The following is a 20,928-nucleotide window of genomic DNA, read 5'->3' as shown; positions in this document are numbered from 1 at the left end:
TTCCTATCGAATCTGCATCCGGGAGAATCGCCGGGCGAAGCGGGCCGTCACGGAAGACTCAAGTTTTGCGCTGGACGTCCGATGGAACAGATATGAGCAGGCCCATCTCTTTCGATCTGATCACGATCCCGCGCTGGACCATCCAGCGGGAGGCCCTGCCTCCCGCCTGCCCCGCTTGCGGCTCGATGATCGTGCGGGTTCGGGCCGAGCAACGACAGGTGTTCTTCTGCGTCTGCCGGGTGGTGGCGGACGAGTTTGTGCCCCGCCGCAAAAGCGTGAAGCGTGAAGCGTGAAGAGGGAGTTTTCAGTAAACAGTTCTCCGTCGGCAGTTCCGGAAACTGAGGACTGAATACTGATCACCGCCAACTCTTTTTCTCCCCAATCATTTCCGGTGATTGCACTCCATCCAATTTTTCTGTACGGTGGTTCCCCATGAGCGGGGTGCCTGACAGCGGTTCGCGATCAAAGCCGGTCCCGACGGCCGGTCGGCTGCGTCTCGGCCTGCCGGGCGGTGCGATGGGTGCGATGGGATGGGCTCTCCTCCTGCTCGCGTCTCCGCCCGCCGCGCTCGGCGAGGGCGGTATCCGGATGACGCTGGCGGACAAGGTCTTTCAGGCGGAAAGCATCGTCGAGGTGCGTTTGCCGCTGGACCAGCCGATCCCCAAGCACATGCCGGCGAAGGCCGACGATCCCAAAGGCCTGTCCTTTCCCCGGGTGCTCTTCGATCGGGCCATGAAAGAGGCGAAGAGCGAGCGGGTGCTCAAGCCCCTTCCCGGCGGGAAGACGACTCCGCTCCCGAAGCAAATTTATGTTTTTGCGATCCAGTCACCTTGCTGGTGGAAGGCCCACCGGCAAGGCTCGCTCAGGAGCCTGGTCTTTCTCAAACACGATAGGAAGGGTCGTTACGAGGACTCCGGCGGAGTCGAGCATGAGCAGGGACTCTACAGCGACCTCAACCCCGATTATGCCCAGCTCGTCAAGGCCATCCAGGAGGTGACGTCCTGGAAGACCGACCCCGCCGCCGCCGGCCCGGACGATCGGGCCGCGCAACGGAAGATCCTGGAGTCCAGCCACGATCCCTACCAGCTTTACTTGACGGTCCAGTTTTTGAACCGGTACACGCCCGAGGTGCTGAACGAGGTCTGGGGTGTGAAAGGGACTCCCGGCCGGTCGCAATACGACAAGATGGTGACCGAGCCGGCTCCGCAAGCCGTCTGCGCCGCGCCTCAGTGAAGCCGCCCACGCCTTTCGTCACGCCGCTGAGTCGGATTGCGAGATACGCTTCACGAGATACGAGCGACGGATCGCGATGGGCTATGTCCACAATTCGAGTGGCGCGCGGAGCATCACGCAGCGCAGGATGTCGCTGATCGTCACGATCCCGATGGGCCGGTGGTGGTTGTCGATGACCGGCAGGGCGCTGATGCGCTCGGCCAGCATCACGCGGGCGAGTTCGTGAATCTCCGTCGTGGGTGTTGCGGTCAGCACCTGCGTGGCCATGATCGTGGCGACGGTCTGCTGCACGGTCTGGGGCGCATGGTTCTCCAGCAGGCTGGAGTAGCGCAGCAAGTCCCGATCCGAGATGATGCCCGCCAGCGTTCCGTCTGTTGATGCGATGGGGAGGTGGCGGAAGCCCTGGGTCTTCATCAAGGCCCAGGCCTCTTTCAGCGACGTGTCCGGTCGGAGCGTTTGCACGGGGGCGCTCATGATGTCCTGGGCCAGGACGGCCGGCTTTCTGGCCTGTGGCGAACCGACTTGCGCATAAGCCTGCCGCGCGGCTAAGACCGTCACGGTTTGGTCTGGAGCTTGCTCCTGATCGGACTGCGCCTCATCCTCGTGCTCGCGGCGGGCGGGACGGGGCACCTTCGGCCGACGTCCATCGGACCTCGGCTGGTAGGATTCGACGGTTCCATTGACGGCCAGGATGACGGGCATAGAAGCCTCCTTCCCCTCCATCTCTCGTGTCGGCAGAGAAGGGTATGAACTTGAGCCTCGGACTTGTCGTAGGTTGGCCCCCCCAACATTTGCGGGAGCTATAGGAATGACCCCCAAGGAGTGGTGGATGGAGTCGGCCAAGATTATTTGGGCGCAACTGCTGCTGGACAGTTTTCGCCGCTGGACCGGGCGCGACCTGATCGAGCGGAGCGGAACGGTCGAAACGCAAGCGGCGCGGCTGTTTGCGGCGCCCTTTGTGGTGGTGTCGCACGGCATCGAGCCGGACCCGGCGCTGAACTACGGCAACCGGATCGCGTTGGAGCTCTGGGAGATGGACTGGGAGGCCTTCTCCCGCACGCCCTCGCGGCTCACGGCGGAGCCGGAGAACCGGGCGGAGCGTGAACGGATGTTGGCGCAGGCGGCGACGCGCGGCTTCATTGACGACTACCGGGGCGTCCGCATTTCCCGAACCGGTCGGCGCTTCTTGGTCGAGAACGCGCTGGTGTGGAATGTGGCGGATGAAACGGGTCAGAAGCAGGGCCAAGCCGCGACCTTCTCCCGTTGGACGTTCCTGACGTCAAGCGGCCGCTCCGGATCTGGCTGAACGTCTGGCTTCCGAGGTGGACTCAGAACCGGATGCTGAGCCCGACGTAGGGCCCCTTCTGAAGCCAGTCCAACTGGGTCGTCCCCTTCGTGTCGCGCTCCAGGACGCGGAAGTAGCGGAACCCGCCGGTCAGCGCCACCCGGTCAGCCTCGGGGGTGAAGCACATCGAGGGGGCGAAGGGGTTGCAGATGCGGCCGGGATTCTGTTTGGCCCAGGCGAGCGGGTCCAGCTTGACTCCGACCTGGCTGTCGATCAGTTCGCCTTTGAAGCCGGGAATGCCGAGCTTGAAAATGTTGAAATCCCCATCGAGCGAAAGTCCATAGGCCGAGGCGGTCCGGATGCCTCCGCCGATCGTGGGAATCGGAGCCTGCAGCCGTTTTTCAACCTCCACCTTGCCGCTCCCGGAAATTCCCTGCAAGCGGGTGCCGACATCCAGGTAGTGTACCTGCACGTCGAGATAGAAGTTGCCCGCGGCGCCTCTGGCCACATCGTAGGCATAGGTGGCGGAGGCGTCGGTGAAACTCAGATCGCTATGCAGGCTTGATCCGGCGGCGAACGTCCGTCCTGCAAAGGCGATGTTTTGCGTCAGGGTCTTGTCTCCCCCGTAGTGCATCGGCAGGTACGACAGGATCAGCCGGTGCCGATCGGCTGGCTGAATGGTGAGGGACGGCCAGACGAAGTTCCGTGTCGTGTTCATCCCCAAGTCGCTGTTCGGGTTCAGCGCCGTGCCGGGCGCATTCGCCGTGGAACTCAGAAACTTGGCGTGCAGGGATGGAAACCACCAGTTGACCTGCGGCTCCACCCACCAGGACTTCTGCGGTTCGGCCGGCTTGGTTTCGCCCCGGGCGCCGAGCGGGAACGAGAGCAGGGCTAGGAGCGCGAAACCGATGGGCAGGAATCGGCCCATCCTGGCACATCTGACCCCTTGGTTCGGCAGAACATTCCCCTTATCAGTGAGGCAACGCAACTGCATCGGATAAAAAGCAAGCGATGTGCCAGAAGCGGCCATGAGCGGCAAGGGGCGGAAGGTTATGAGCCCGGGTGGAAGGGGAAGAAATGGCAGCGGTCGGCCGGCTACCTGGTCTGGTTATCCGTTTCGATGAATTGGAAGCGTGGGACTCGGCGGCCGTCCACGACGACCTCCTCGACGAACATCGCCTCAGGGCGAACCCACAAGCCGCGCTCACCGTAGAGCGCGCGATAGACGACGAGTTCCTCCTCCGTCTCGGAATGTGTGGCGCTGCCGAGCACCTCGTAGTCCTTGCCCTTGTAGTGACGATATCGACCCGGTGGGATCATCGTACGCGCCCTCGATTTCCCTGTACCGCTGTATCATAGATTGGGACGAGGCGATTCTCAAGGACAGCGAACGCCGTATCGAGGTGCGCCACGCGAGGGCGTGATACCGAAAATTGCAGGATCGGCATTCGAATGGATGAATGCAGAGCAGGGCCAGGAGTCGGTCGGTCTGTGTCGGGAAGCGCGGACTCCCGGAACGGAATCGGCAGACGGGGCAGCAGGTCGTCAGGAATGATGCGAGCGTCGTCAGCATCGGACTCCCCTTTCTCCGGACCGCCTCGGCCCGGTCGCGAAAGGTCACCGGCGGATGCGCGTCAGCGTGATTTCATTGCCCTGTAGATGCCAGGTCATGTGCTGTTGATCCAGGGAGACGATCTCGTACAGGCGCCCAATTCCCTGCCCCTGCCCCGACAGCACGGCCGGGGAGCCGGGGACCATCATCCCGATGCCGAGGTTGACATCCACTGTGAGATGCCGCTCGTCGGGCACGTGGTACCGCGCCGTCATTTGGCCCATGAGGGCGGTGCCGTCCTTGAGGAATTCCCACGTCTGTCCGTTACTGTCCTGCCATTTGCCGAGGAGGAGCGTCCGGGGATCGCCCTGGATCTTGCCGGGCATCGAGCCGGGGCTGCTTGGCGGCAGATAGGTGCCGGTCCCCTGGACGATTCTCAAGGCCGGGCCCGAGATCGTCACGACTCCCTGCTCCGTTTCCACGCGGAGGGTGCCGGCCGCGATAGACACGTTGCCGGTCAATGTCAGGCCTGTATCCAGCATCAACCCAGCGGGGGACAAGGCACGGAGGTTTGCGGCGTCAATTTGCCGGGACCCGAAGGCATTCGTGATGGTCAGCGTTCCGTCGAGGACGGTGCCTTCGACGACCTTCCCATCGCTCATGGTGAGACGGAGCGCCCGCCCGTCCTGCGGGGCGGCGACAGCGGTTGCCGCCGCGAAACACATGGTCAGACCCAGGACGAGAGCCGGCGGAGCAAGATGCCACCGCACGAAACGGGCCGCTCGGTGCACGATCGTCAGCCTTTCCAAGTGGATGAGACCCCCAGTGCTATACTGTCGGACGAGTGAGCGTGAAACTTGAGTCCGGCGATGGGGCCCTGCCCGGTGGCGTGAAGACGTGTGGCAGGGGCGAACAGAGGAGGTCGTATGGCACAAGGTCTTATTCTGAAGATTAGGCCTGGAAGACTTGTGTGCATGCTGAGCGTCTTGCTTCTGTTGCCGGCCGGCAGCAGGGCTACGGCGGAGGGAACTGCGGCGCCGGCTAAACCAGGCCCGACCTCCTATACGCTCACGATTCCCTTCGGGTTGGACGCAGCCGCCGGCTATATCCAGGCGGATAACCCGCTCACTCAGGAGAAAGTCGAGCTGGGCAAGCTCCTTTTCTTCGACACCAGGCTTTCGCAGAACAATACCGTCTCTTGCGCGAGTTGCCATATGCCGCAGCTGGCCTGGACCGACGGGCAGCAGGTGGGCATCGGCATCCACCGGCAATTGGCCACCCGCAACACGCAGACGATCGTCAATCGGTTGTACAGCAAGGCGCAGCTCTGGCACGGCAAGTCGCCGTCGTTGGAGGCGCAGGCGATCAATCCCCTCCACAAGCCGGTTCGGATGGGCATGCCCTCCTACGAGGCGGAAGTGGCCAAGCTGAACGATATCAAGGGCTATCGGGAACGGTTCCAAAAAGTCTTCGGCACGGACGTGACGCTGGACGGGTTGGCCAAGGCCATTGCGGCTTTTGAGCGCACCATCCTCTCGGGCAACAGTCCGGCGGACCGGTTCGATATGGGCGGGGAAGAGCATGCGATCTCGGAATCGGCCAAGCGAGGCCTGGCGCTCTTTCAAGGCAAAGCCCGCTGCACGCGCTGCCATTCCGGCTTCAACTTTACCGATGAGGCCTTCCACAACTTGGGCATCGATTGGGATGGGGACCAGATCGACGTGGGACGGTACAAAGTGTCCAAAGACCCGGAGGATATCGGCGCCTTCAAGACGCCGACGCTCAGGGAAATCTCACGAACCGCCCCCTATATGCATGACGGGCGGTTCGTCACGCTGGAAGAGGTCGTCGAGTTTTACGACAAGGGCGGCATCCAGAATCCACACCTGTCCAACTTGATGGTCCCGCTCAGCCTGACCGATCAGGAAAAGGCGGACCTCGTCGAATATATGCGGGCGCTGAACGGCGAGGGCTGGCAGGTCGCGCCGCCGGTTGAGTTTCCCAAGTAACGGTGGGGAGCCTCACCAGAGTCCGTCCCCGCCGTGCGCCATGGTATGATGGCGCAGACAACCGATGCGCCAGCTCGAAACACTCCAGTTCGACAATACCTATGCGCGCCTGCCGGAGGCCTTCTACCGGCGGGTGATGCCCACGCCCCTGCCCGTTCCCCATCTGGTGAGCTTTAATCAGGCGGCCGCAGCCTTGATCGACCTGGACCCGGACGAGGCTCAGCGGCCGGAGTTCCCCCGTTGTTTCGGCGGCGATCTCTTGCCGCCGGGGGCCGATCCGGTCGCGATGCTCTATTACGGCCATCAGTTCGGCGTTTATGCCGGGCAATTGGGGGACGGCCGGGCGATGTTGCTGGGCGAGGTACGAAACCAAGCCGGCGAGAAGTGGGATTTGCATTTGAAGGGGGCCGGCGCGACGCCCTTTTCACGCGACGGGGACGGGCGCGCCGTGCTGCGGTCGTGCATCCGCGAGTACCTCTGCGGCGAAGCCATGCACGGGCTGGGCATTCCGACCACCAGGGCCCTCTGCGTCGTAGCCGGGGACGAGCCGGTCAGACGCGAGACGGTCGAAACCGGTGCGATGCTCCTACGTATGGCGCCGACGCATGTCCGCTTCGGTTCGTTCGAAGCCTTCTACTATCGGCGGCAGCACGACCATGTGGCGCTCCTGGCCGACTATGTGATCGGCCACTTCTTTCCGCACCTGGCGAACGAGGCGGACAAGTATGTCCGGTTGTTCGGGGAGGTGGCGGAGCGGACGGCCCATTTGATGGCCCGGTGGCAGGCCGTGGGCTTTGCCCATGGGGTGATGAACAGCGACAACATGTCCATCCTCGGCCTGACGCTGGACTATGGTCCGTTCGGATTTCTGGACGAGTACAATCCGGCCTTCGTCTGCAACCATTCGGACCACCAGGGCCGCTATGCGTTTCATCACCAGCCGGACATCGGGTACTTCAACTTACGCTGTCTGGCCCAGGCCCTCTCGCCCTTTCTGCCGCAGCAGGAGGCGCAGGCGGCGCTGGACCGGTACGAGGCGGTCTTCGCCGCTCGGTATGACGCCCTGATGCGGGACAAGTTGGGCTTGCGTGAAGCGAAGACGGGGGACCAGGCCCTGGTCGACGACTGGCTCGGGTTGATGGAAGCCGCTCGCGCCGACTACACGAACGTCTTCCGGGCGCTGGGGGATTTCAAACAGGCGACGGAAGCCAAGAACGACTCGGTGCGCGACTACTTTCTCGACCAGGAGGCGTTCGATGCCTGGGCTGTCCGATACAAAGAACGGCTGCGGGCGGAAGGCAGCCGTGATGAAGAACGGAAAGCGCGCATGGACCAAGTGAATCCCCAATACGTGCTGCGGAACTATCTGGCTCAGGCGGCCATCGAGCAAGCCACCAAGCACAAGGATTATGCCGAGATTGCGCGGCTGCTGGAGCTGTTGAGCGATCCCTTTACCGAACGTCCGGGCATGGAGGCCTATGCGGCGCCGCCGCCGGATTGGGGAACGCAGATCATCGTGAGTTGTTCGTCGTAATCGGATGCTGAAAACGGCCCCCAACTTTGTTCTCGGGCGCTCGAACCCCTCAACGTACTTCTTCAGTACGCCTCGGGGTCCTCACGCCCTGCGGCCTCGTTGGCTGGCCCTTTTGAGCATCCTCTGAATAAAATTGAGCATGTGCTGATGAGCCTATGAAGGATATTCTGTGACGACGCATGATGTTATCGTGATCGGCGGCGGCTCGGCCGGCTACGCGGCGGCGCGCACGGCGCAGGAGGCCGGCGCGGACGTGGCGATCGTGGATCAAGGTCCCTTGGGGGGGCTTTGTATCCTTCGGGGCTGTATGCCCACGAAGACGATCCTGCGCTCCTCGGAGGTGATCGCGTTGATGCGGCGCGCCGGCGAGTTCGGGCTGAATCCCGTCCCGGCCAAGGCCGACCTGGCCGCCATCATCACCCGCAAAGACCGGCTGGTTCGGGAGTTTGCCGAGGACCGGATCAAGGCGCTCCACGCTCCCCGCTTCACCCTCTACGAGGAGCGGGCGACGTTTCGTTCCCCGCAGGAGGTACAGGTCGGCCGGCATGTGCTGAGTGCCAAGACGTTCATCATCGCCACCGGCTCGGTTCCTTCCCGGATGCCCATCCCCGGTTTGGAAGCGGCCGGCTATCTGACCAGCGATGACCTGTTGGAACTGAAGGTCCAGCCGGCTTCGCTGCTGGTGCTCGGCGGCGGGCCGGTGGCGACCGAGTTGGCGCAGTTCTATCAACGGATCGGCACGGCGGTGACGCTCATTCAGCGGGCGCCCCATGTCCATTCGTACCTGGACGAGGATCTGGCTCGACCCGTGGAGGCGCGGTTCCGCGACGAAGGCATGGTCGTCTATACGGGGGCGCAGCTCCAGCGGTGTACGAAGCAAGGGCCCGGCAAGACCGTCTACTTCGTGCATGAGGGACGGGAGAAGACCGCGTCAGGCGAGTTGATCTTGCAGGCGTTGGGCCGTCGTCCGAATATCGACGGCCTGAATCTGGAGGCGGCCCAGATCCAGGTGCAGAACGGTCGCCCCCTCGTCAACGGTGAGATGCGGACGAGCCAGCCCCATATCTTTGCGGTCGGGGATGTCGCGGATCTGCACAACGTCGTCCACGAAGCGATCCTGCAAGGCGAGATCGCGGCTTACAACGCGGTGCATCCGCAGGGGCCCCCGCGGCGGCTGGATAACCGACTGACCTGCGAGGTGATCTTCACCGATCCGCAGGTGGCCACGCTGGGCTTGACCGAGAAGGCATGCCGGACGCGGGACATCCCGTACTTAGCGGCGTCCCATCCCTTCAGCGACCATGGCAAAGCCTTGTGCCTGGGCGAGACTTACGGACAGGTCAAGTTGCTCTGCCGGCCGAAGACCGGCGAACTGCTCGGGGCGCATATCGTCGGGCCGGAGGCCGGCGAACTGATCCATGAGCTGATCGCGGTCATGTACTACCACGGTACCGTGCGGGACCTGCTCCGTATCCCGCACTACCATCCGACCTTGGCGGAGATCCTCACCTATCCGGCCGAAGCCCTGGCGGCCCAATTGACCTGAGCAGGCGGCCTGCGCCTGGTTAGGCCGAGAGGGCCTTGGCGTCCTTGGTCATACAGGCTGGACAGAGACCTCGGCTGAACTGCGTGCCCGAATGCTCTTCCAGATAGAGCTCCAATTGCTTCCAGTATCCCCTGTCGTCGCGGATCTTCTGACAGCCGGAACAAAAAGGCAGCAACGCCTGCAAGGACTTGAGCCGCCAATAAAATCCCGCGGTGACGCCCAATGCCAGCACGGCCATTATGCGGTTCACGATACCCATCCAGGCAACGCCGCCGGGCGGAGAGAAGTAAAAGCCCATGGGCGTCAGGATTGCGGCGGCGGCGGCCACCGAAAGAAAAAAACGGCGATCAGAAATCAAGAGAGCGAACAAGAGCGGGATAGTATAGAGCAAGGGAATGGTAATGCCGGCCGGGGTAAAGAGATCCAGAATAAAGATCGCGAGTACCAACATCGCGGTCACTCCAACCAGCAACGGATTCCCCTTCGGAACAGGTTCAACCATAACGGCACCTCCCCGAATCGGACGATGAATGTAGAGGATCTTGGGCATGATAGGACGGTTGTAGGACTTTTTCACACAACGGTCAAGTTGAACGTGAAACTCCCGCATCATCGCGAGCTTCGACACGCCTTACGGAGGCCTTAGGCGGGGCGCCTGGGCGATCGGACGAAGAGCCCTCGCCTCGATGGGCTTGCCTCCGAAGCCGCGGAGTGGGAAGATCGTCAACACTTCCGCATTTCTGCGCAGAGGCTTGCGGTGTTACCGGCCTCGCGCGCTGGTTTTGTGCTGTGGCCCACAGTGAGGAGGCGGGGATGCCCATGGCTGGACTTCAGGGCTGGCTCTTGCCCGGTGTGCTGGCGACTCTGGTGCTTCTGGCCATCGGGTTGTCGTTGGGGCAGGGGTTGCTGCAAGGCGAGCGGGTGGCTTATGAGAGAGGCGTGGCGATCGCGACGCTTCATTATCATTGCCGGGGCGTCTTCCCGTCGGCCCGGTACCTGGAACGAGCCTTCTCCTGGGGCGATCCGAAGACCTGCGCGGAGCTCCAGCAAGTCGACGAGAAGCCCAGGCCCTGAGCGCCGCCGGCGTTGCTGTCCACACGGCCGCGTACAGGCACATTCGTCCGACGAGGAAGATGTTGTGAGGACAGTGTCGTGAGAAAAGACTCCATGCAGGCGCTAGGCTGTTGCTTGCTGATCGGGTGGGCCTTGACCGGCTGCGGCCAGTCCGCCGGGTGGGAAGAGACGATGGCCGCCGGCCGGCAAGCGCTGGGGCGCGGCGATCCGGCCGAGGCCGAGCGGTTGTTTCTGGCGGCCGTCGCCAAGGCAGAACGGTTCGGCGCGGACGATGCGCGGCCCGCCTTTGCCTTGTATCAGTTGGCGCAGGCGGAGCAGGCGCAGCGCAAGTTCGATCAGGCCGAACTGCATTACGGCCAGGCCTTGAAACTCCTGCAGGAGGTCCGGGGCGCGGAGCACCCGGACGTGGCGGCCATTTTGAACAACCTGGGCGTGCTGCATCGCCTGCACGGCCAGTATGCCGAGGCGGAGCCGTTGCTGAAACGGGCGCTTGCGATCAAGGAAAAGGCGTTCGGTCCCGAGCACCAGGAAGTGGCCTTGGGCCTGCACAATCTGGCCATGCTCTACGAAACGCAGGGTCGGTACGAACCGGCGGAGCCCCTGTACCGGAGGGCCTTGGCGATCCGTACGCAGACACTGGGGCCGGCGCATGCGGAAACGGTCAAAAGCCGGCTCGGCTATGCGGCGCTGCTTCGCAAGATGAAACGGGTCCAGGAGGCGGCGATCGTGGAGGCTTCCGTCATCGCACCACGATAATGGAGGCCGATCCCGCAGGAGAGGAGGAGGCATGGCAGGACGGGGGAAGACGTTCTTCGCACAGTATGACCGGGAGGGCCGGGCCTTCATGCGTGCGCAACAGTCGTCGCCGATGCGGGATCACCGGCGGGCGTTCCGGACTCAGCTCACGGTGCCGCTCAAGGGGAAGAAGGTATTGGACGCCGGGTGCGGCTACGGCCATGACCTGCCCTTCTATGCGAAGCGCGGGGCCACCGTCTACGGTACGGACCCGTCCACGGCCATGATCGTCTTGGCCCGGCAGCAGTGTCCGGATGTCTCGGATCGCCTCTCCGTTCAGCCAATCCAGAAGACCTCCTTCCCCGACCGGTTCTTCGACCTGGTGACCAGTATTTACGCCTTGCACAATGAGCCGGACTTGCAGCCGGCCTTTCGGGAGATGCACCGGATTCTGAAACCCGGCGGACTGTTCATCTATCTCGTCCAGCATCCGCTGTTCGTCTTTCAACGCAAACAACACCGGACCTACCATCGCAAGGAGACCATCACGTTTACGATCCCGGACATGCAGCCTCCTTGCGCGATCCGCCAGCCGGCACACACCTTCTCGGAGTACTTCACCCCCTTTGTGCTGGATCGCTTCGAACTGCTGGCCTTTACCGAAGGCCGGGAGGCGGTGCCTATGTGGTTTTTGGCCAAGCTCCGCAAGCGATAGCGACTCCCGTTGCGTCGGGTCCGGCATCCGGTGTACTGTGCTGTTATTCTGCAAGGGCGTGGGGTGCCGGGCGTGGAGGAGGAACGCGGCATGGGCAACCACCGGACCGGGGCCATGATCGCCCGGTCGGTCGGGATCGTCTGTATCGCGCTGGGATTTGTGGCCGGCATGCACGGATTGGATCATCCGGAATCCGTCTGGCTGCAGACCTCGCTGGGCCTGATTGCGACCGGGATGCTGGCCCAGGGGTACGCTCTGTATTGCACGCTCAAACGACTGCAAGAAAAGAACGACGGGACCAGATAGAAACGTCCGGCTCCCCGTGCGGCACCCTATGACTCGCACAGCCATCCATATTGAATTGGTGGAATGGACGCAGGCTCAGCCGGCGATCCGCCTTATCCGTGAAACGGTCTTCGTGCGCGAGCAAGGCGTGCCGCTTGAGCTCGAATGGGATGGGTTGGACCCGACCAGCTGGCATGTACTGGCGTGGGACGAGCAAGGAGAGCCCACCGGCACGGGCCGCTTGTACCAGGATGGGAAGCAAGCACGGTTTGGCCGTATGGCTGTGCTGAAGGAACATCGAGGCAGGGGCGTCGGGCGGGCGCTCCTCTTGGCCTTGCTTGACTTGGCCCAGACTCGTGGGATGACGAAAGTCTATCTGGCAGCGCAGGTTCCTGTTGTCGGCTTTTACGAAAAACAGGGCTTCCAAGCGATGGGCGCGATCTTCGACGATGCCGGAATTCCCCATCGCGCTATGACGCTGGTCTTGCCACCGGCTCCAAGCGAATGCCGATGAGCGTCGCCGTCCGGTTGCTGGCCGCGCTGCTGTTTGTTGCGCTGCCGGCCTGCACTTCCTGGCAAGCCGATTACCTGACGCAACAGATCCACAAGGCCTCGCAGGAGGAGGTGACGGCCCGCTTGGGCAAACCGACCGAGGTCAAGAAGCTGGACCGCGGCGGGACCGAATGGGTCTACCACTACTTTCCCGATTCCCCGTTCAATTATGCCTACAAAGGGCATCCTGCCGAGCCGGACTGCCAGGAGTACATCTTGACGTTTAATGAACGACAGGTACTGACCTATTGGCTCAAACAGGAGTGTGTTGAATGAGCGCCGCATCGTCGATCAAGATCGCCACGTTCAACGTCAACTCGCTCCGCAAACGGTTCCCGATCGTCCTCGATTGGCTGGCCAAACACCAGCCCGACGTGCTTTGCTTGCAGGAGACGAAAGTTCAGGATACGGAGTTCCCGCTGATGGACCTTCATCCGTCCGGCTACCAGGTGACCTTTCGGGGCATGAAGGCCTACAACGGGGTCGCGATCTTGACCAAGCAGCCGCCCGAGCAAGTCTGGTACGGGTTCGACGACGGAGGAGAGCCGGACGAGGCGCGGCTGCTGCGCATTCTCTACCGGGGCATTCCCATCATCAATACCTACGTGCCCCAGGGCTTCGAAATCGAGTCCCCCAAATACGCCTACAAGCTGGACTGGTACAAGCGGCTCCGCGGCTACTTCGCCAAGCATTTGTCTCCCGACAAGCCGGCGATCTGGTGCGGCGATATGAACGTGGCGCCTCGCCCGATCGACGTGCACAGTCCGGAGAAGCACCTCAAGCACGTCTGCTACCATGAGGATGCGCGCCAGGCCTACGAGCAAACCATCGCCTGGGGGTTCCAGGACGTGTTTCTGAAACTCTACCCGGACCGGCAGCAATATACTTTCTGGGACTATCGCCAGCCCAGCTCGTTGGACGCCAACAAGGGCTGGCGCATCGATCACATCCTCGCCACCAAGCCGCTGGCCGACCGCTGCACCGAGGTGGCGGTGGACATCGAACCGCGCCGCGCCAAAGACCCCTCCGACCACACGTTTCTCTGGGCCTCATTCTCTCTGTAAGCCCGGCTCCCTCGCGGCCGGCTTGGCCGTTTCCCCCGGGCGAACCGATGCTTGACAGGTGCCAAGGACAAGTCTAGCCTGCCCGCATGAATCGAGCCGATCGACGCCGTCAGGAAAAAACCCACAAGCGCGGCCCGGCCCAGGCCGAGATCCAGCCGCTGCTGCGGGAGGGATCGGCCCATCACAAGGCCGGCCGGTTGGCCCAGGCCGAGCCCTTCTACCGCCAGATCCTCGCCCTCGACCCGAACCATGCCGAAGCGCTCCACCTGCTTGGCTTGCTGGCCTACCAAGTCGGCAAACTGGATCAGGCCGTCGCGCTCCTCACCCAAGCGATCCGGAACGATTCGAGCCAGGCCCCCTATCGGTTCAACCTGGGCGTCGTCCTTCAGAAGCAGGGCAAACTGGACGAAGCGGCGGCGGCTTACGAGAAAGCCGTGAAGCTGTTTCCCGCCCATGCGGAAGCGCTGAGCAACCTGGGCAATGTCCGCTTGGAGCAAGGGAGTCCGGAGGCGGCGGTCCTTGCCTACCGCAAAGCCCTGGAGGCCAACCCTTCCTACGTCGAAGCCCACAACAATCTGGGGGTGGCGCTCAAGGAACAGGGGAAGCTGGAGGAGGCGGCCGCCTGCTACCGGCGCGCGTTGGACCTCAAGCCGACTCACCTGGAAGCCCAGTGCAATCTGGGAGTCGCGCTGATGGAGCAAGGGAAGGTGGAGGAAGCGGTCGCCGCGTATCAGAAGGTCCTGGGGCTGAGCCCGGACCATGTCAAAGCTCAGACCAACTTGGGATTCGCCAATTTGTGGCAAGGGCGGCTCGACGAGGCGCTGCGATGGTTTCGCCGGGCGGCGGATGTGAAACAGAATCACGGCAAGCCGGTCGCTCCGGCGACGGTGCATCGGTCCCGTATCAAGCATGAAGTGGAGCAGCTGGAGCGATTGCTCGCCCTGGGACTGATCCCGGTGGCTTCCGTCTCCTGCGTGAATGGGTGGAAGCGGCTGCAACAGCTGGCTCACGAACTGCCGGCCGGCCAGCTTGCGGTGCCGGTGCCCAAGGAGGCGCTGACGGAGATCGGTCCCTCCTTCAACCGCATCCTCCATTATGCCGACTGTCCCGCTTTGCCCGGCGGCGCGCTGAATCCGGCCCTCGACGTGACGGCCATCGAAGCCCGCTATGAGGCAGCCCAGCCGGGCATCGTCTACGTCGACGGTCTCTTGACGAAGGAGGCCCTCGAATCCTTACGCCGGTTCTGTCTGGATTCGACGATCTGGAAGAAGGAATATGTGAACGGCTACGTGGGGGCCTTCATCGGCGAGGGCTTCTCCTGCCCGCTCTTTCTCCAACTGTCCGAGGAGCTGCGGCTCCGGTTCCCCGGCATCTTCAAGCAGCATCGGCTGATGCAGGCCTGGTCGTTCAAGTGCGACAGCGAGAGAAAGGCGCTCAACCTCCATGCGGACGCAGCGGCCGTGAATGTGAACTTCTGGATCACGCCTGACGAGGCCAATCTGGACCAGGAGCACGGGGGGCTCGTCGTCTGGGACAAGGAAGCGCCGAAGGAGTGGCATTTCAAGGCGTACAACAGCTCGGCTCACGAGCCGATGGTGCGGGAATTCCTGCGAAACAGCGGGGCCAAGGCGATCACGGTCCCCTACCGGCAGAACCGCGCCCTCATTTTCAATTCAGATCTGTTCCACGAGTCGGACACGATCCGGTTCAAGGACGACTATGAGAGCCGGCGGATCAACATCACCCTCCTCTACGGCCGCCGCAGCACAGAACGCTGAAAAAGGTCCCCAACTTTGTTCTCGGTCGCTCGACCCCGCTCAACGTACTTCTTCAGTACGCCTCGGGGGCCTCGCTCCCTGCGGCCTTGCCCGTGGAACAGGCGCGTCTTGCGCGCCGGGGTGGGTGGGTGAGAACTGTAACTTTTTTGAGCGTTCTGGAGAGAAAGCTACTAAAAGCAATAACTACGGCAATCCGGTGAGTTGGAAGGCGGCCCAGTAGTAGGGATGCGGATACTTGGCCTTGGTTGCCAGTTGTGCTTGGCGCAGGGCTTCCTGCTTATCGCCCTTCTTGAGGTGGGCGTAGAACTCGGTCATCAAGAGGGAGGTTGCCAGGTCGTCAACTTCCCAGAGACTTGCCACGATGGAATTGCTCCCGGCATAGAGAAACCCGCGCGTTAATCCCACCACATCGTCCCCGTTGCTGACCTTGCCCAGACCGGTCTCGCAGGCGCTCAAGGTCACCAATTCGGCGTTCAGCCGCATCGAATAGAGATCGCCCAGGCTCAGAAAACCCTCGCCTTGCGCATCACCGGCCAAGAACAGTCCCGACTTCAACGGTGCATCCGGATCGAATTTTCCGTGGGTGGCCAGATGAAGATAAGTAAACTGCGGGCCAAGGGTCTTGAAGGCGTTCTTGGTGGCGTCCTGACGGAGGAGAACCTTGGTGTTGGGAAAGGCTCTGGCAATGGTCTGCACTTCGTCCTCGGCAAATTTGAGATCCAGCCGCCGGTCGCCGAGATCGGGATTGCCGAAGGCCAGCAGACTGCCGCCCTTTTGAGCTTGCCGTCCCTTGAGAAACTGTAGCACGCTCGCGCTGGGCAGGAGCCTCAAACTGTATCGGTCCGCCAGGTAACCGGCGTCATCCGACAAGGCGGCGAAGGGCAAATAATGCAGAATACCATGGCCGACGATCAGCAAGCGCTTTGTCGCGAGCTGCCCGGCAATGGGCTGAACCAATCGGCCATAGAGTTTTTGTGAGAGCGCTTTTGTCTCATCGGATTTCGGGTCCTCCAGTGATTTCCGAAACTCTTCCACGTCGGCGAGCAGGCCCTTGCCTGGCAGCTTGACGGCCTGGACCCGCTCGCGAGTCACTACAAAGGCATAGAGGTCGTCGTCATGATAGTAATATTCGAGCAGCGTCTCATCCGGCTCCAGTAGGGCTTGAACCGCGCCGCTGGCCGTTTCCGTCACCATGACCAGCGAGGCCAACTCTGGAGCGGCAGCTCGCAGATTGGCTTTTACCTGGACGCCCCGTGCGCTGCGGCGGCGGGATTCCTCGGATGACGAGACAGGAACGCGCAAGTCTTGATCGGCCTGGTCTATTTCAGTCACAAGCGAGACGATCTGCTGAGAGGCTGATCCAGCAGCGGCGAAGTCCTGTTTGGAGGCCAGAATATCCACCAAGGCTCGTGCCTTGGCGCGCTCGACGTATTCAAAGGCTTGAGCGGGCCGGCCTTCTGCGATTAGGTCGGATATCAAGAGATGATAAACCTGCTGCTTGTCTCCCACGAATCCGATACGGCTGGCTTCAGTGTTGATGGTGGAGCGCTGCTGTTCGATGACTTCGATGGCCCGCTGATAATAAGTTTGGGCCATCTTGCGGTCTCCTTCGGCTTCGGCAATTCGTCCTCGGTCAAAGAGAATGATCCTATACAGACCACCTTGATTGGCAATTTGGGGGTAGCTTAAGAGTTTATCGTATGCGGCCTTGGCCTCGGCGAACCTTTTGTTTTCGAAGAAACATTTGCTGATGAGATAACGGCCCCTGATGACACCACCAAAGAAATAATTGTACAAGCCCCTTTTCAGCCACCTGGCTCCCTGAGCTTCCCACCGGTTCACCGCTCGCTGAGCCTTCGGCATAAGAGGGAGACATTTCTCGTCGTCTTGCAGGACAAGGTAAATAGGGATACGAGACAAATCCTCCAAAGCCTCTTCTTCTTCCTGCACCATGGAATCTTTCGACGTGACGCCGTTACTTTCAATGCGGCGTGCGCTCGCAAGCGCCTCCTGACGATTCCCGCTCAGGGCTTGAGCTAGGCCAAGCAAAGTCAGAGTCGCATGACGCCCATGCTGAAACTCGGCTTCTTTCACTTCGTTCTTATTCAAGAGCCCGAAGGCGTGTTGCGCATGGGGAAGGGCATTCTGGTAATCTCCAATGTCCAATAAGGCTTGCGCTCGAAGGAAGGCAATTTCATATTCCTCGACGAGCAATGGATAGTCTTCGTTGCGGTACTTGTTTGTCTTACGCTCAAGTTCATCCAAGCAAGTGAACAGTCTGTTATATTTCTTTAATTCGCTGTAGGCTTTGCACAACGGCCCAAGATCGTCCATGTATGCAGAAGATAGATCCGGATACCTGCCCTCTAACTCCTCGACAAGCTGCTCGTAGCGACCTTCTGTCAGTTGACCCAACTTCCTGCTCTGTTCGTTCATGTCGCTTGATGCCCGACGAGGTCCGGCATTTAGGGCCATCATTTCATCCATAACACGTGCGCATGACGTGACTGAAAGCAGGATTAGAATGAGGAATGGAAGCTTTGCTATGGACATCGATCGATTGAGGAAGAATCTACATAGATCGGAGAACAGTCTAGTTTTAAGGAATGATAATGGCAAGGCCAATCTGAACCGGCAATAGGCCGATCGGTGTATGGCTTAAGCCCGTGATGAGAGCTGCTCGAAGAACTTCGTCAGGTCCACGTTGCCGCCGGTCAGGATGACGCCCACCCGTTTGCCGACCAGCGCCGGCTCGCGGCGCAGCAGCGGCGCCAGGGCCACCGCGCTGGATGGTTCGATCACCAGCTTGAGCCGCTCGAAGGCGAACCGCATGGCGCGGGGAATCTCGTCCTCCTCCACCACGAAGAAACCGGCCAGATGTTGCCGGAGCACCGGCAAGGTCACGTCGCCCAGGCTGGTCTTGAGGCCTTCGGCCAGCGTGTGGGGCTCTGGCATCGGCACGATCCGATTTTCCCGCACGGAATGCATCGCATCCAGGGCCCCGGCCGGTTCGCAGGCATAGACCTGTAGCTTGGGGTTGAGCCCATGTGCCGCCAGGCAGGTGCCGGAGAGGAGCCCGCCTCCGCCCACGGGGGCCAGCACCACGTCCAGATCCGGGACGGTGGAGAGAAATTCCAGCATGACGGTACCCTGGCCGGCAATGACCAGCGGGTCGTTGAAAGGGTGGATGTAGCGGGCGTGGAGTCGCTCCAGCAGGGCCGGCAGTTTCCGCTCTGCATCCAGATGATCGGTTGCTTCGTGAATCGTCGCTCCATAGCCGAGCACGGCCTGGCGCTTGATGGGGTTGGTCAAGCCGCCCATGAGGATGTGGGCCTGCCGTCCCAGCAGCCGGCAGGCCAGGGCGACCCCCTGCGCGTGATTGCCGGACGAAATGGTCACGATCGGCCGGCCCTGTTCTTCCGGAGGCAACATGAGGATGGCATGGTAGGCGCCGCGAAACTTGAAGGCCCCGACGCGCTGAAAGTTCTCGCACTTGAGAAAAGCCGATGCGCCGGACATTTCGTCCAATTGGCGGCCGGTGACGACCGGGGTCACGTGGGCGATCCCGCGGAGCCGTTCCGCGGCCCGCTTAATATCTTGAAAGGTGACTGATTCCATTCCCGCAGTTTTAGCATGGAATGGGGATGCTGCCCATACCTCATCGTTCCCGCCGGTCCGGGATAGAAATGGATGGGCTTCATCCACTTCCTTGCCTAGGTGGTCACGACCTGCGATCTAGGCTGCGAGCGTCGGTTGCGGAATTGTCACTGCCGCTGATCGAGCAGAGAGGAGTGATGCCGAATCGGGGCGGCAAAACGGCTTCACTTCGACAGCGGGGGCACCGGCTTGGCTTGGTCAGTCTCGTACGTTCTCTGAACAGAAACCCACAGTCTTGGCAGGCAGGCGGGTCCATGACGAACCGCTTCTGCCGATTCCGCCCCAGCGATTTGATGAGATGGCCGAGATGGTCTTCGACTTGGCGCTCGGGAATTCCGACCAGTTCGGCCAACTGTCGTGAGGAACGGAGGGTCCCCATGAGCAACTCGGCCAGTTGTTGACGGATCGTCAGCTCCGGAATCGGCATGGACAGAGCCCCGGCTGTTGGTGCTGTCTGCATCGGCTGCGCAATGCCGACTCAGACGACTCCTCTTGTAACGATTTCAGAGGACGGAGTCCAGCATTGGGACTTCAGTCGGCCCGACAAACGCTTCGTTCCTGCCGAATCTTACCGCGGATTTACCGGATCGCCGGCTCGAGGCGACGAGCTCCGACGCGCGCGACTGCTCTCGGCCCTCGCGGCTCCTTTTTCAGCGCCACCACGGCCTCCTGATTGTGCAGGATCATCCGATCCAACACCGAACCGCAGTTCAGGCACCGCCAGGCGCGCGTCTCCTCGAAAAAGTCCGCCCACCACTCCTGCACCATCAATCCCCTGCACTTGCGGCATTCCATGATTCCGCCTCCTTTTGTCCATGATCCTGCCCGCCCACGATCCCTTGTCTCTGGGCGAAACGGTAGCACCGCAAGATGAGCGGACGATTAAGGAGGGATTAGAAGTCGTTAATGCAAGGCTGGCATGTCGGGGACGAGATGGCAGCTGCGGAGCGGTCTTGTCCGAAACTCAGACCACTTTGGCCGTGGCGGGGGCGATGACGATCCGGCTCCCTGGAATGTGACGTTCCAGCTCGGTCTTCAGCGATTCGATCGTCCGCTGCACCTCGGCCATGGTCTTGCTGCCCTCGAACTCCAGAAAGAGTTCGACGTAGACGGCGGTGCCGGAGCGGCGCGACCGCAGGCCGTGAAAGGCCGCATACTCATCGAAATGTCCGGCCAGCGCGCGCAGGATCACCAGTTGCAGCGACTCGTCCAGCGCCCGGTCGAGGAGGTCGGCGGTGTTTTTGGTGGCGATGTTATAGATCGAATAGGCCAGAAATCCGCAGACGACGAGCGAGGCGGCGGGATCGATGTAAAGGGCCCAGGGCGCGCCGTCGAACGCCTGGTCCAGCCCGAGTCCTCCGACCACGCAGCCGTTGACCAGGGCCTTGTTGCGGAAGAGGTGCCACTGGGATTCCATGATCGGCGAGGGGGCGGCGCGGGTGAGGCGATACTTCCTCCGCCAGAGGAGCGTGTTCAACCCCGTGGCATAGACGGCCACGAAGAACCCCAGCTCCACCCGGTGCGTGTCCACTGGGTGGCGGAACCGATCGACGGCTCCGGCCAGTGCGATGATCAGCGAGACGACCATCACGCCGGCGACCAGCAGGCTCGACAGGCTTTCCGCCTTCCCATACCCGTAGTCATAGGTGCCCGCCTTGCCCTTCGCGATCCGCCGCATGGTCTGCCAGGCGAAGAAGCAGGCGATCGTTTCCCCGACGTTGCGCAGCAGATCGGTGAAAATCGTCAGGGAATTGCTGAGCAGGGCGGCGGTGAGTTTGAGCGTGAACGTCGAAAAGCTGGCCAGGAAGCCGTTCCGGACGAAGCGTTCTTTGGTCCGGTATTCGCTCAGAACTGGGCCGGCTGTGGGTGCCATCGCGTCCTCGTGGGCCCACGCTACTGAGTCGATGGG

The 20,928-nt window shown here is 61.9% G+C and carries 24 protein-coding genes; 14 read left to right on the top strand and 10 right to left on the bottom strand.

Features of this window, described 5'->3' with window-relative positions; genetic code table 11:
• Positions 1-92: 92 nt before the first annotated feature.
• Both EPO61_04835 and EPO61_04830 read left to right on the top strand, forming a co-directional pair.
• Positions 93-293, top strand: a complete 201-nt coding sequence (locus EPO61_04835) for a hypothetical protein (protein TAJ10043.1) — start codon at positions 93-95, stop codon at positions 291-293.
• Positions 294-432: 139 nt separating this feature from the next.
• A complete protein-coding gene (locus tag EPO61_04830; GenBank protein TAJ10042.1) occupies positions 433-1,233 on the top strand; it encodes a hypothetical protein in 801 nt (266 codons plus the stop codon).
• Between the two features lie 81 nt (positions 1,234-1,314).
• On the opposite strand, the gene EPO61_04825 is transcribed toward EPO61_04830, so the two are convergent.
• Positions 1,315-1,956: a CBS domain-containing protein gene (locus tag EPO61_04825; protein TAJ10041.1), complete on the bottom strand. Its 642-nt coding sequence runs from the start codon at positions 1,954-1,956 to the stop codon at positions 1,315-1,317.
• Positions 1,957-2,041: 85 nt separating this feature from the next.
• On the opposite strand from EPO61_04825, the gene EPO61_04820 reads away from it, so the two are divergent.
• On the top strand, positions 2,042-2,539 hold the full coding sequence (locus EPO61_04820; protein TAJ10040.1) for an MEKHLA domain-containing protein: 498 nt from the start codon (positions 2,042-2,044) through the stop codon (positions 2,537-2,539).
• Positions 2,540-2,561: 22 nt separating this feature from the next.
• Here the strand turns inward: EPO61_04820 and EPO61_04815 are convergent, their stop codons facing one another.
• From EPO61_04815 to EPO61_04805, 3 genes are all read right to left on the bottom strand, one after another.
• Entirely contained in the window at positions 2,562-3,446 is an 885-nt protein-coding gene (locus tag EPO61_04815; protein ID TAJ10039.1) for a hypothetical protein, read from the bottom strand.
• A 167-nt stretch (positions 3,447-3,613) separates the two neighbouring features.
• Positions 3,614-3,838, bottom strand: a complete 225-nt coding sequence (locus EPO61_04810; GenBank protein ID TAJ10038.1) for a DUF1653 domain-containing protein — start codon at positions 3,836-3,838, stop codon at positions 3,614-3,616.
• Positions 3,839-4,135: 297 nt separating this feature from the next.
• A complete protein-coding gene (locus EPO61_04805; protein ID TAJ10037.1) occupies positions 4,136-4,861 on the bottom strand; it encodes a hypothetical protein in 726 nt (241 codons plus the stop codon).
• A 183-nt stretch (positions 4,862-5,044) separates the two neighbouring features.
• Here EPO61_04805 and EPO61_04800 point away from each other — a divergent pair, with 183 nt between their 5' ends.
• From EPO61_04800 to EPO61_04790, 3 genes are all read left to right on the top strand, one after another.
• The gene (locus tag EPO61_04800) at positions 5,045-6,079 is read left to right on the top strand and encodes a c-type cytochrome (protein TAJ10036.1); all 1,035 of its coding nucleotides are present in this window, start codon (positions 5,045-5,047) and stop codon (positions 6,077-6,079) included.
• 64 nt (positions 6,080-6,143) lie between these two features.
• Positions 6,144-7,613: a YdiU family protein gene (locus EPO61_04795; protein ID TAJ10035.1), complete on the top strand. Its 1,470-nt coding sequence runs from the start codon at positions 6,144-6,146 to the stop codon at positions 7,611-7,613.
• Between the two features lie 169 nt (positions 7,614-7,782).
• Positions 7,783-9,159 (top strand): FAD-dependent oxidoreductase, encoded by a 1,377-nt coding sequence (locus EPO61_04790; protein TAJ10034.1) that lies wholly within the window; start codon positions 7,783-7,785, stop codon positions 9,157-9,159.
• 19 nt (positions 9,160-9,178) lie between these two features.
• Here the strand turns inward: EPO61_04790 and EPO61_04785 are convergent, their stop codons facing one another.
• On the bottom strand, positions 9,179-9,772 hold the full coding sequence (locus EPO61_04785; protein ID TAJ10033.1) for a hypothetical protein: 594 nt from the start codon (positions 9,770-9,772) through the stop codon (positions 9,179-9,181).
• A gap of 206 nt (positions 9,773-9,978) precedes the next feature.
• Here EPO61_04785 and EPO61_04780 point away from each other — a divergent pair, with 206 nt between their 5' ends.
• From EPO61_04780 to EPO61_04745, 8 genes are all read left to right on the top strand, one after another.
• Positions 9,979-10,233 (top strand): hypothetical protein, encoded by a 255-nt coding sequence (locus EPO61_04780; protein ID TAJ10032.1) that lies wholly within the window; start codon positions 9,979-9,981, stop codon positions 10,231-10,233.
• A 78-nt stretch (positions 10,234-10,311) separates the two neighbouring features.
• The gene (locus EPO61_04775; GenBank protein ID TAJ10031.1) at positions 10,312-10,989 is read left to right on the top strand and encodes a tetratricopeptide repeat protein; all 678 of its coding nucleotides are present in this window, start codon (positions 10,312-10,314) and stop codon (positions 10,987-10,989) included.
• A 31-nt stretch (positions 10,990-11,020) separates the two neighbouring features.
• On the top strand, positions 11,021-11,683 hold the full coding sequence (locus EPO61_04770) for a class I SAM-dependent methyltransferase (protein ID TAJ10030.1): 663 nt from the start codon (positions 11,021-11,023) through the stop codon (positions 11,681-11,683).
• A gap of 90 nt (positions 11,684-11,773) precedes the next feature.
• Positions 11,774-11,989 carry a hypothetical protein gene (locus EPO61_04765; protein ID TAJ10029.1) on the top strand — a complete coding sequence of 72 codons (216 nt, stop codon included), beginning with the start codon at positions 11,774-11,776 and terminating at the stop codon, positions 11,987-11,989.
• A gap of 28 nt (positions 11,990-12,017) precedes the next feature.
• Positions 12,018-12,482, top strand: a complete 465-nt coding sequence (locus tag EPO61_04760) for a GNAT family N-acetyltransferase (GenBank protein TAJ10028.1) — start codon at positions 12,018-12,020, stop codon at positions 12,480-12,482.
• Complete coding sequence (locus EPO61_04755; protein ID TAJ10027.1) at positions 12,479-12,796, top strand: hypothetical protein; 318 nt, start codon at positions 12,479-12,481, stop codon at positions 12,794-12,796. The genes EPO61_04760 and EPO61_04755 overlap by 4 nt, the downstream gene beginning before the upstream one ends.
• Positions 12,793-13,584 (top strand): exodeoxyribonuclease III, encoded by a 792-nt coding sequence (gene xth / locus EPO61_04750; protein TAJ10026.1) that lies wholly within the window; start codon positions 12,793-12,795, stop codon positions 13,582-13,584. Before EPO61_04755 ends, xth begins: the two co-directional genes overlap by 4 nt.
• 86 nt (positions 13,585-13,670) lie before the next feature.
• Complete coding sequence (locus tag EPO61_04745; protein TAJ10025.1) at positions 13,671-15,362, top strand: tetratricopeptide repeat protein; 1,692 nt, start codon at positions 13,671-13,673, stop codon at positions 15,360-15,362.
• Positions 15,363-15,545: 183 nt separating this feature from the next.
• Here EPO61_04745 and EPO61_04740 read toward each other — a convergent pair whose 3' ends face one another.
• The 5 genes from EPO61_04740 to EPO61_04720 all read right to left on the bottom strand — a co-directional run bounded on the left by EPO61_04740 (position 15,546) and on the right by EPO61_04720 (position 20,892).
• Positions 15,546-17,915, bottom strand: a complete 2,370-nt coding sequence (locus tag EPO61_04740; protein TAJ10024.1) for a CHAT domain-containing protein — start codon at positions 17,913-17,915, stop codon at positions 15,546-15,548.
• Between the two features lie 105 nt (positions 17,916-18,020).
• Positions 18,021-18,980: a pyridoxal-phosphate dependent enzyme gene (locus EPO61_04735; protein TAJ10023.1), complete on the bottom strand. Its 960-nt coding sequence runs from the start codon at positions 18,978-18,980 to the stop codon at positions 18,021-18,023.
• Positions 18,981-19,083: 103 nt separating this feature from the next.
• Positions 19,084-19,446 (bottom strand): transcriptional regulator, encoded by a 363-nt coding sequence (locus tag EPO61_04730; protein TAJ10022.1) that lies wholly within the window; start codon positions 19,444-19,446, stop codon positions 19,084-19,086.
• A 152-nt stretch (positions 19,447-19,598) separates the two neighbouring features.
• The gene (locus EPO61_04725) at positions 19,599-19,814 is read right to left on the bottom strand and encodes a hypothetical protein (GenBank protein ID TAJ10021.1); all 216 of its coding nucleotides are present in this window, start codon (positions 19,812-19,814) and stop codon (positions 19,599-19,601) included.
• 169 nt (positions 19,815-19,983) lie between these two features.
• Positions 19,984-20,892, bottom strand: coding sequence for a cation diffusion facilitator family transporter (locus EPO61_04720; protein ID TAJ10020.1), 909 nt, complete (start codon positions 20,890-20,892; stop codon positions 19,984-19,986).
• Positions 20,893-20,928 lie beyond the last annotated feature (36 nt).

It is taken from the genome of Nitrospirota bacterium, assembly GCA_004296885.1.
Classification (GTDB): Bacteria; Nitrospirota; Nitrospiria; order Nitrospirales; family Nitrospiraceae; genus SYGV01.
This window is presented reverse-complemented; position numbering and strand designations above follow the sequence as displayed.

What these genes read in the sequence shown, in the direction of transcription:
- EPO61_04730 (TAJ10022.1), bottom strand. Translation starts at nt 19,446, where the DNA reads ATGCCGATTCCGGAGCTGACGATCCGTCAACAACTGGCCGAGTTGCTC.
- EPO61_04780 (TAJ10032.1), top strand. Translation starts at nt 9,979, where the DNA reads ATGGCTGGACTTCAGGGCTGGCTCTTGCCCGGTGTGCTGGCGACTCTG.
- EPO61_04725 (TAJ10021.1), bottom strand. Translation starts at nt 19,814, where the DNA reads ATGGAATGCCGCAAGTGCAGGGGATTGATGGTGCAGGAGTGGTGGGCG.
- EPO61_04760 (TAJ10028.1), top strand. Translation starts at nt 12,018, where the DNA reads ATGACTCGCACAGCCATCCATATTGAATTGGTGGAATGGACGCAGGCT.
- EPO61_04755 (TAJ10027.1), top strand. Translation starts at nt 12,479, where the DNA reads ATGAGCGTCGCCGTCCGGTTGCTGGCCGCGCTGCTGTTTGTTGCGCTG.
- EPO61_04810 (TAJ10038.1), bottom strand. Translation starts at nt 3,838, where the DNA reads ATGATCCCACCGGGTCGATATCGTCACTACAAGGGCAAGGACTACGAG.
- EPO61_04835 (TAJ10043.1), top strand. Translation starts at nt 93, where the DNA reads ATGAGCAGGCCCATCTCTTTCGATCTGATCACGATCCCGCGCTGGACC.
- EPO61_04765 (TAJ10029.1), top strand. Translation starts at nt 11,774, where the DNA reads ATGGGCAACCACCGGACCGGGGCCATGATCGCCCGGTCGGTCGGGATC.
- EPO61_04785 (TAJ10033.1), bottom strand. Translation starts at nt 9,772, where the DNA reads ATGATGCGGGAGTTTCACGTTCAACTTGACCGTTGTGTGAAAAAGTCC.
- EPO61_04825 (TAJ10041.1), bottom strand. Translation starts at nt 1,956, where the DNA reads ATGGAGGGGAAGGAGGCTTCTATGCCCGTCATCCTGGCCGTCAATGGA.
- EPO61_04735 (TAJ10023.1), bottom strand. Translation starts at nt 18,980, where the DNA reads ATGGAATCAGTCACCTTTCAAGATATTAAGCGGGCCGCGGAACGGCTC.
- EPO61_04815 (TAJ10039.1), bottom strand. Translation starts at nt 3,446, where the DNA reads ATGGGCCGATTCCTGCCCATCGGTTTCGCGCTCCTAGCCCTGCTCTCG.
- EPO61_04720 (TAJ10020.1), bottom strand. Translation starts at nt 20,892, where the DNA reads ATGGCACCCACAGCCGGCCCAGTTCTGAGCGAATACCGGACCAAAGAA.
- EPO61_04745 (TAJ10025.1), top strand. Translation starts at nt 13,671, where the DNA reads ATGAATCGAGCCGATCGACGCCGTCAGGAAAAAACCCACAAGCGCGGC.
- EPO61_04795 (TAJ10035.1), top strand. Translation starts at nt 6,144, where the DNA reads ATGCGCCAGCTCGAAACACTCCAGTTCGACAATACCTATGCGCGCCTG.
- EPO61_04830 (TAJ10042.1), top strand. Translation starts at nt 433, where the DNA reads ATGAGCGGGGTGCCTGACAGCGGTTCGCGATCAAAGCCGGTCCCGACG.
- EPO61_04740 (TAJ10024.1), bottom strand. Translation starts at nt 17,915, where the DNA reads ATGTCCATAGCAAAGCTTCCATTCCTCATTCTAATCCTGCTTTCAGTC.
- EPO61_04800 (TAJ10036.1), top strand. Translation starts at nt 5,045, where the DNA reads ATGCTGAGCGTCTTGCTTCTGTTGCCGGCCGGCAGCAGGGCTACGGCG.
- EPO61_04770 (TAJ10030.1), top strand. Translation starts at nt 11,021, where the DNA reads ATGGCAGGACGGGGGAAGACGTTCTTCGCACAGTATGACCGGGAGGGC.
- EPO61_04820 (TAJ10040.1), top strand. Translation starts at nt 2,042, where the DNA reads ATGACCCCCAAGGAGTGGTGGATGGAGTCGGCCAAGATTATTTGGGCG.
- xth (TAJ10026.1), top strand. Translation starts at nt 12,793, where the DNA reads ATGAGCGCCGCATCGTCGATCAAGATCGCCACGTTCAACGTCAACTCG.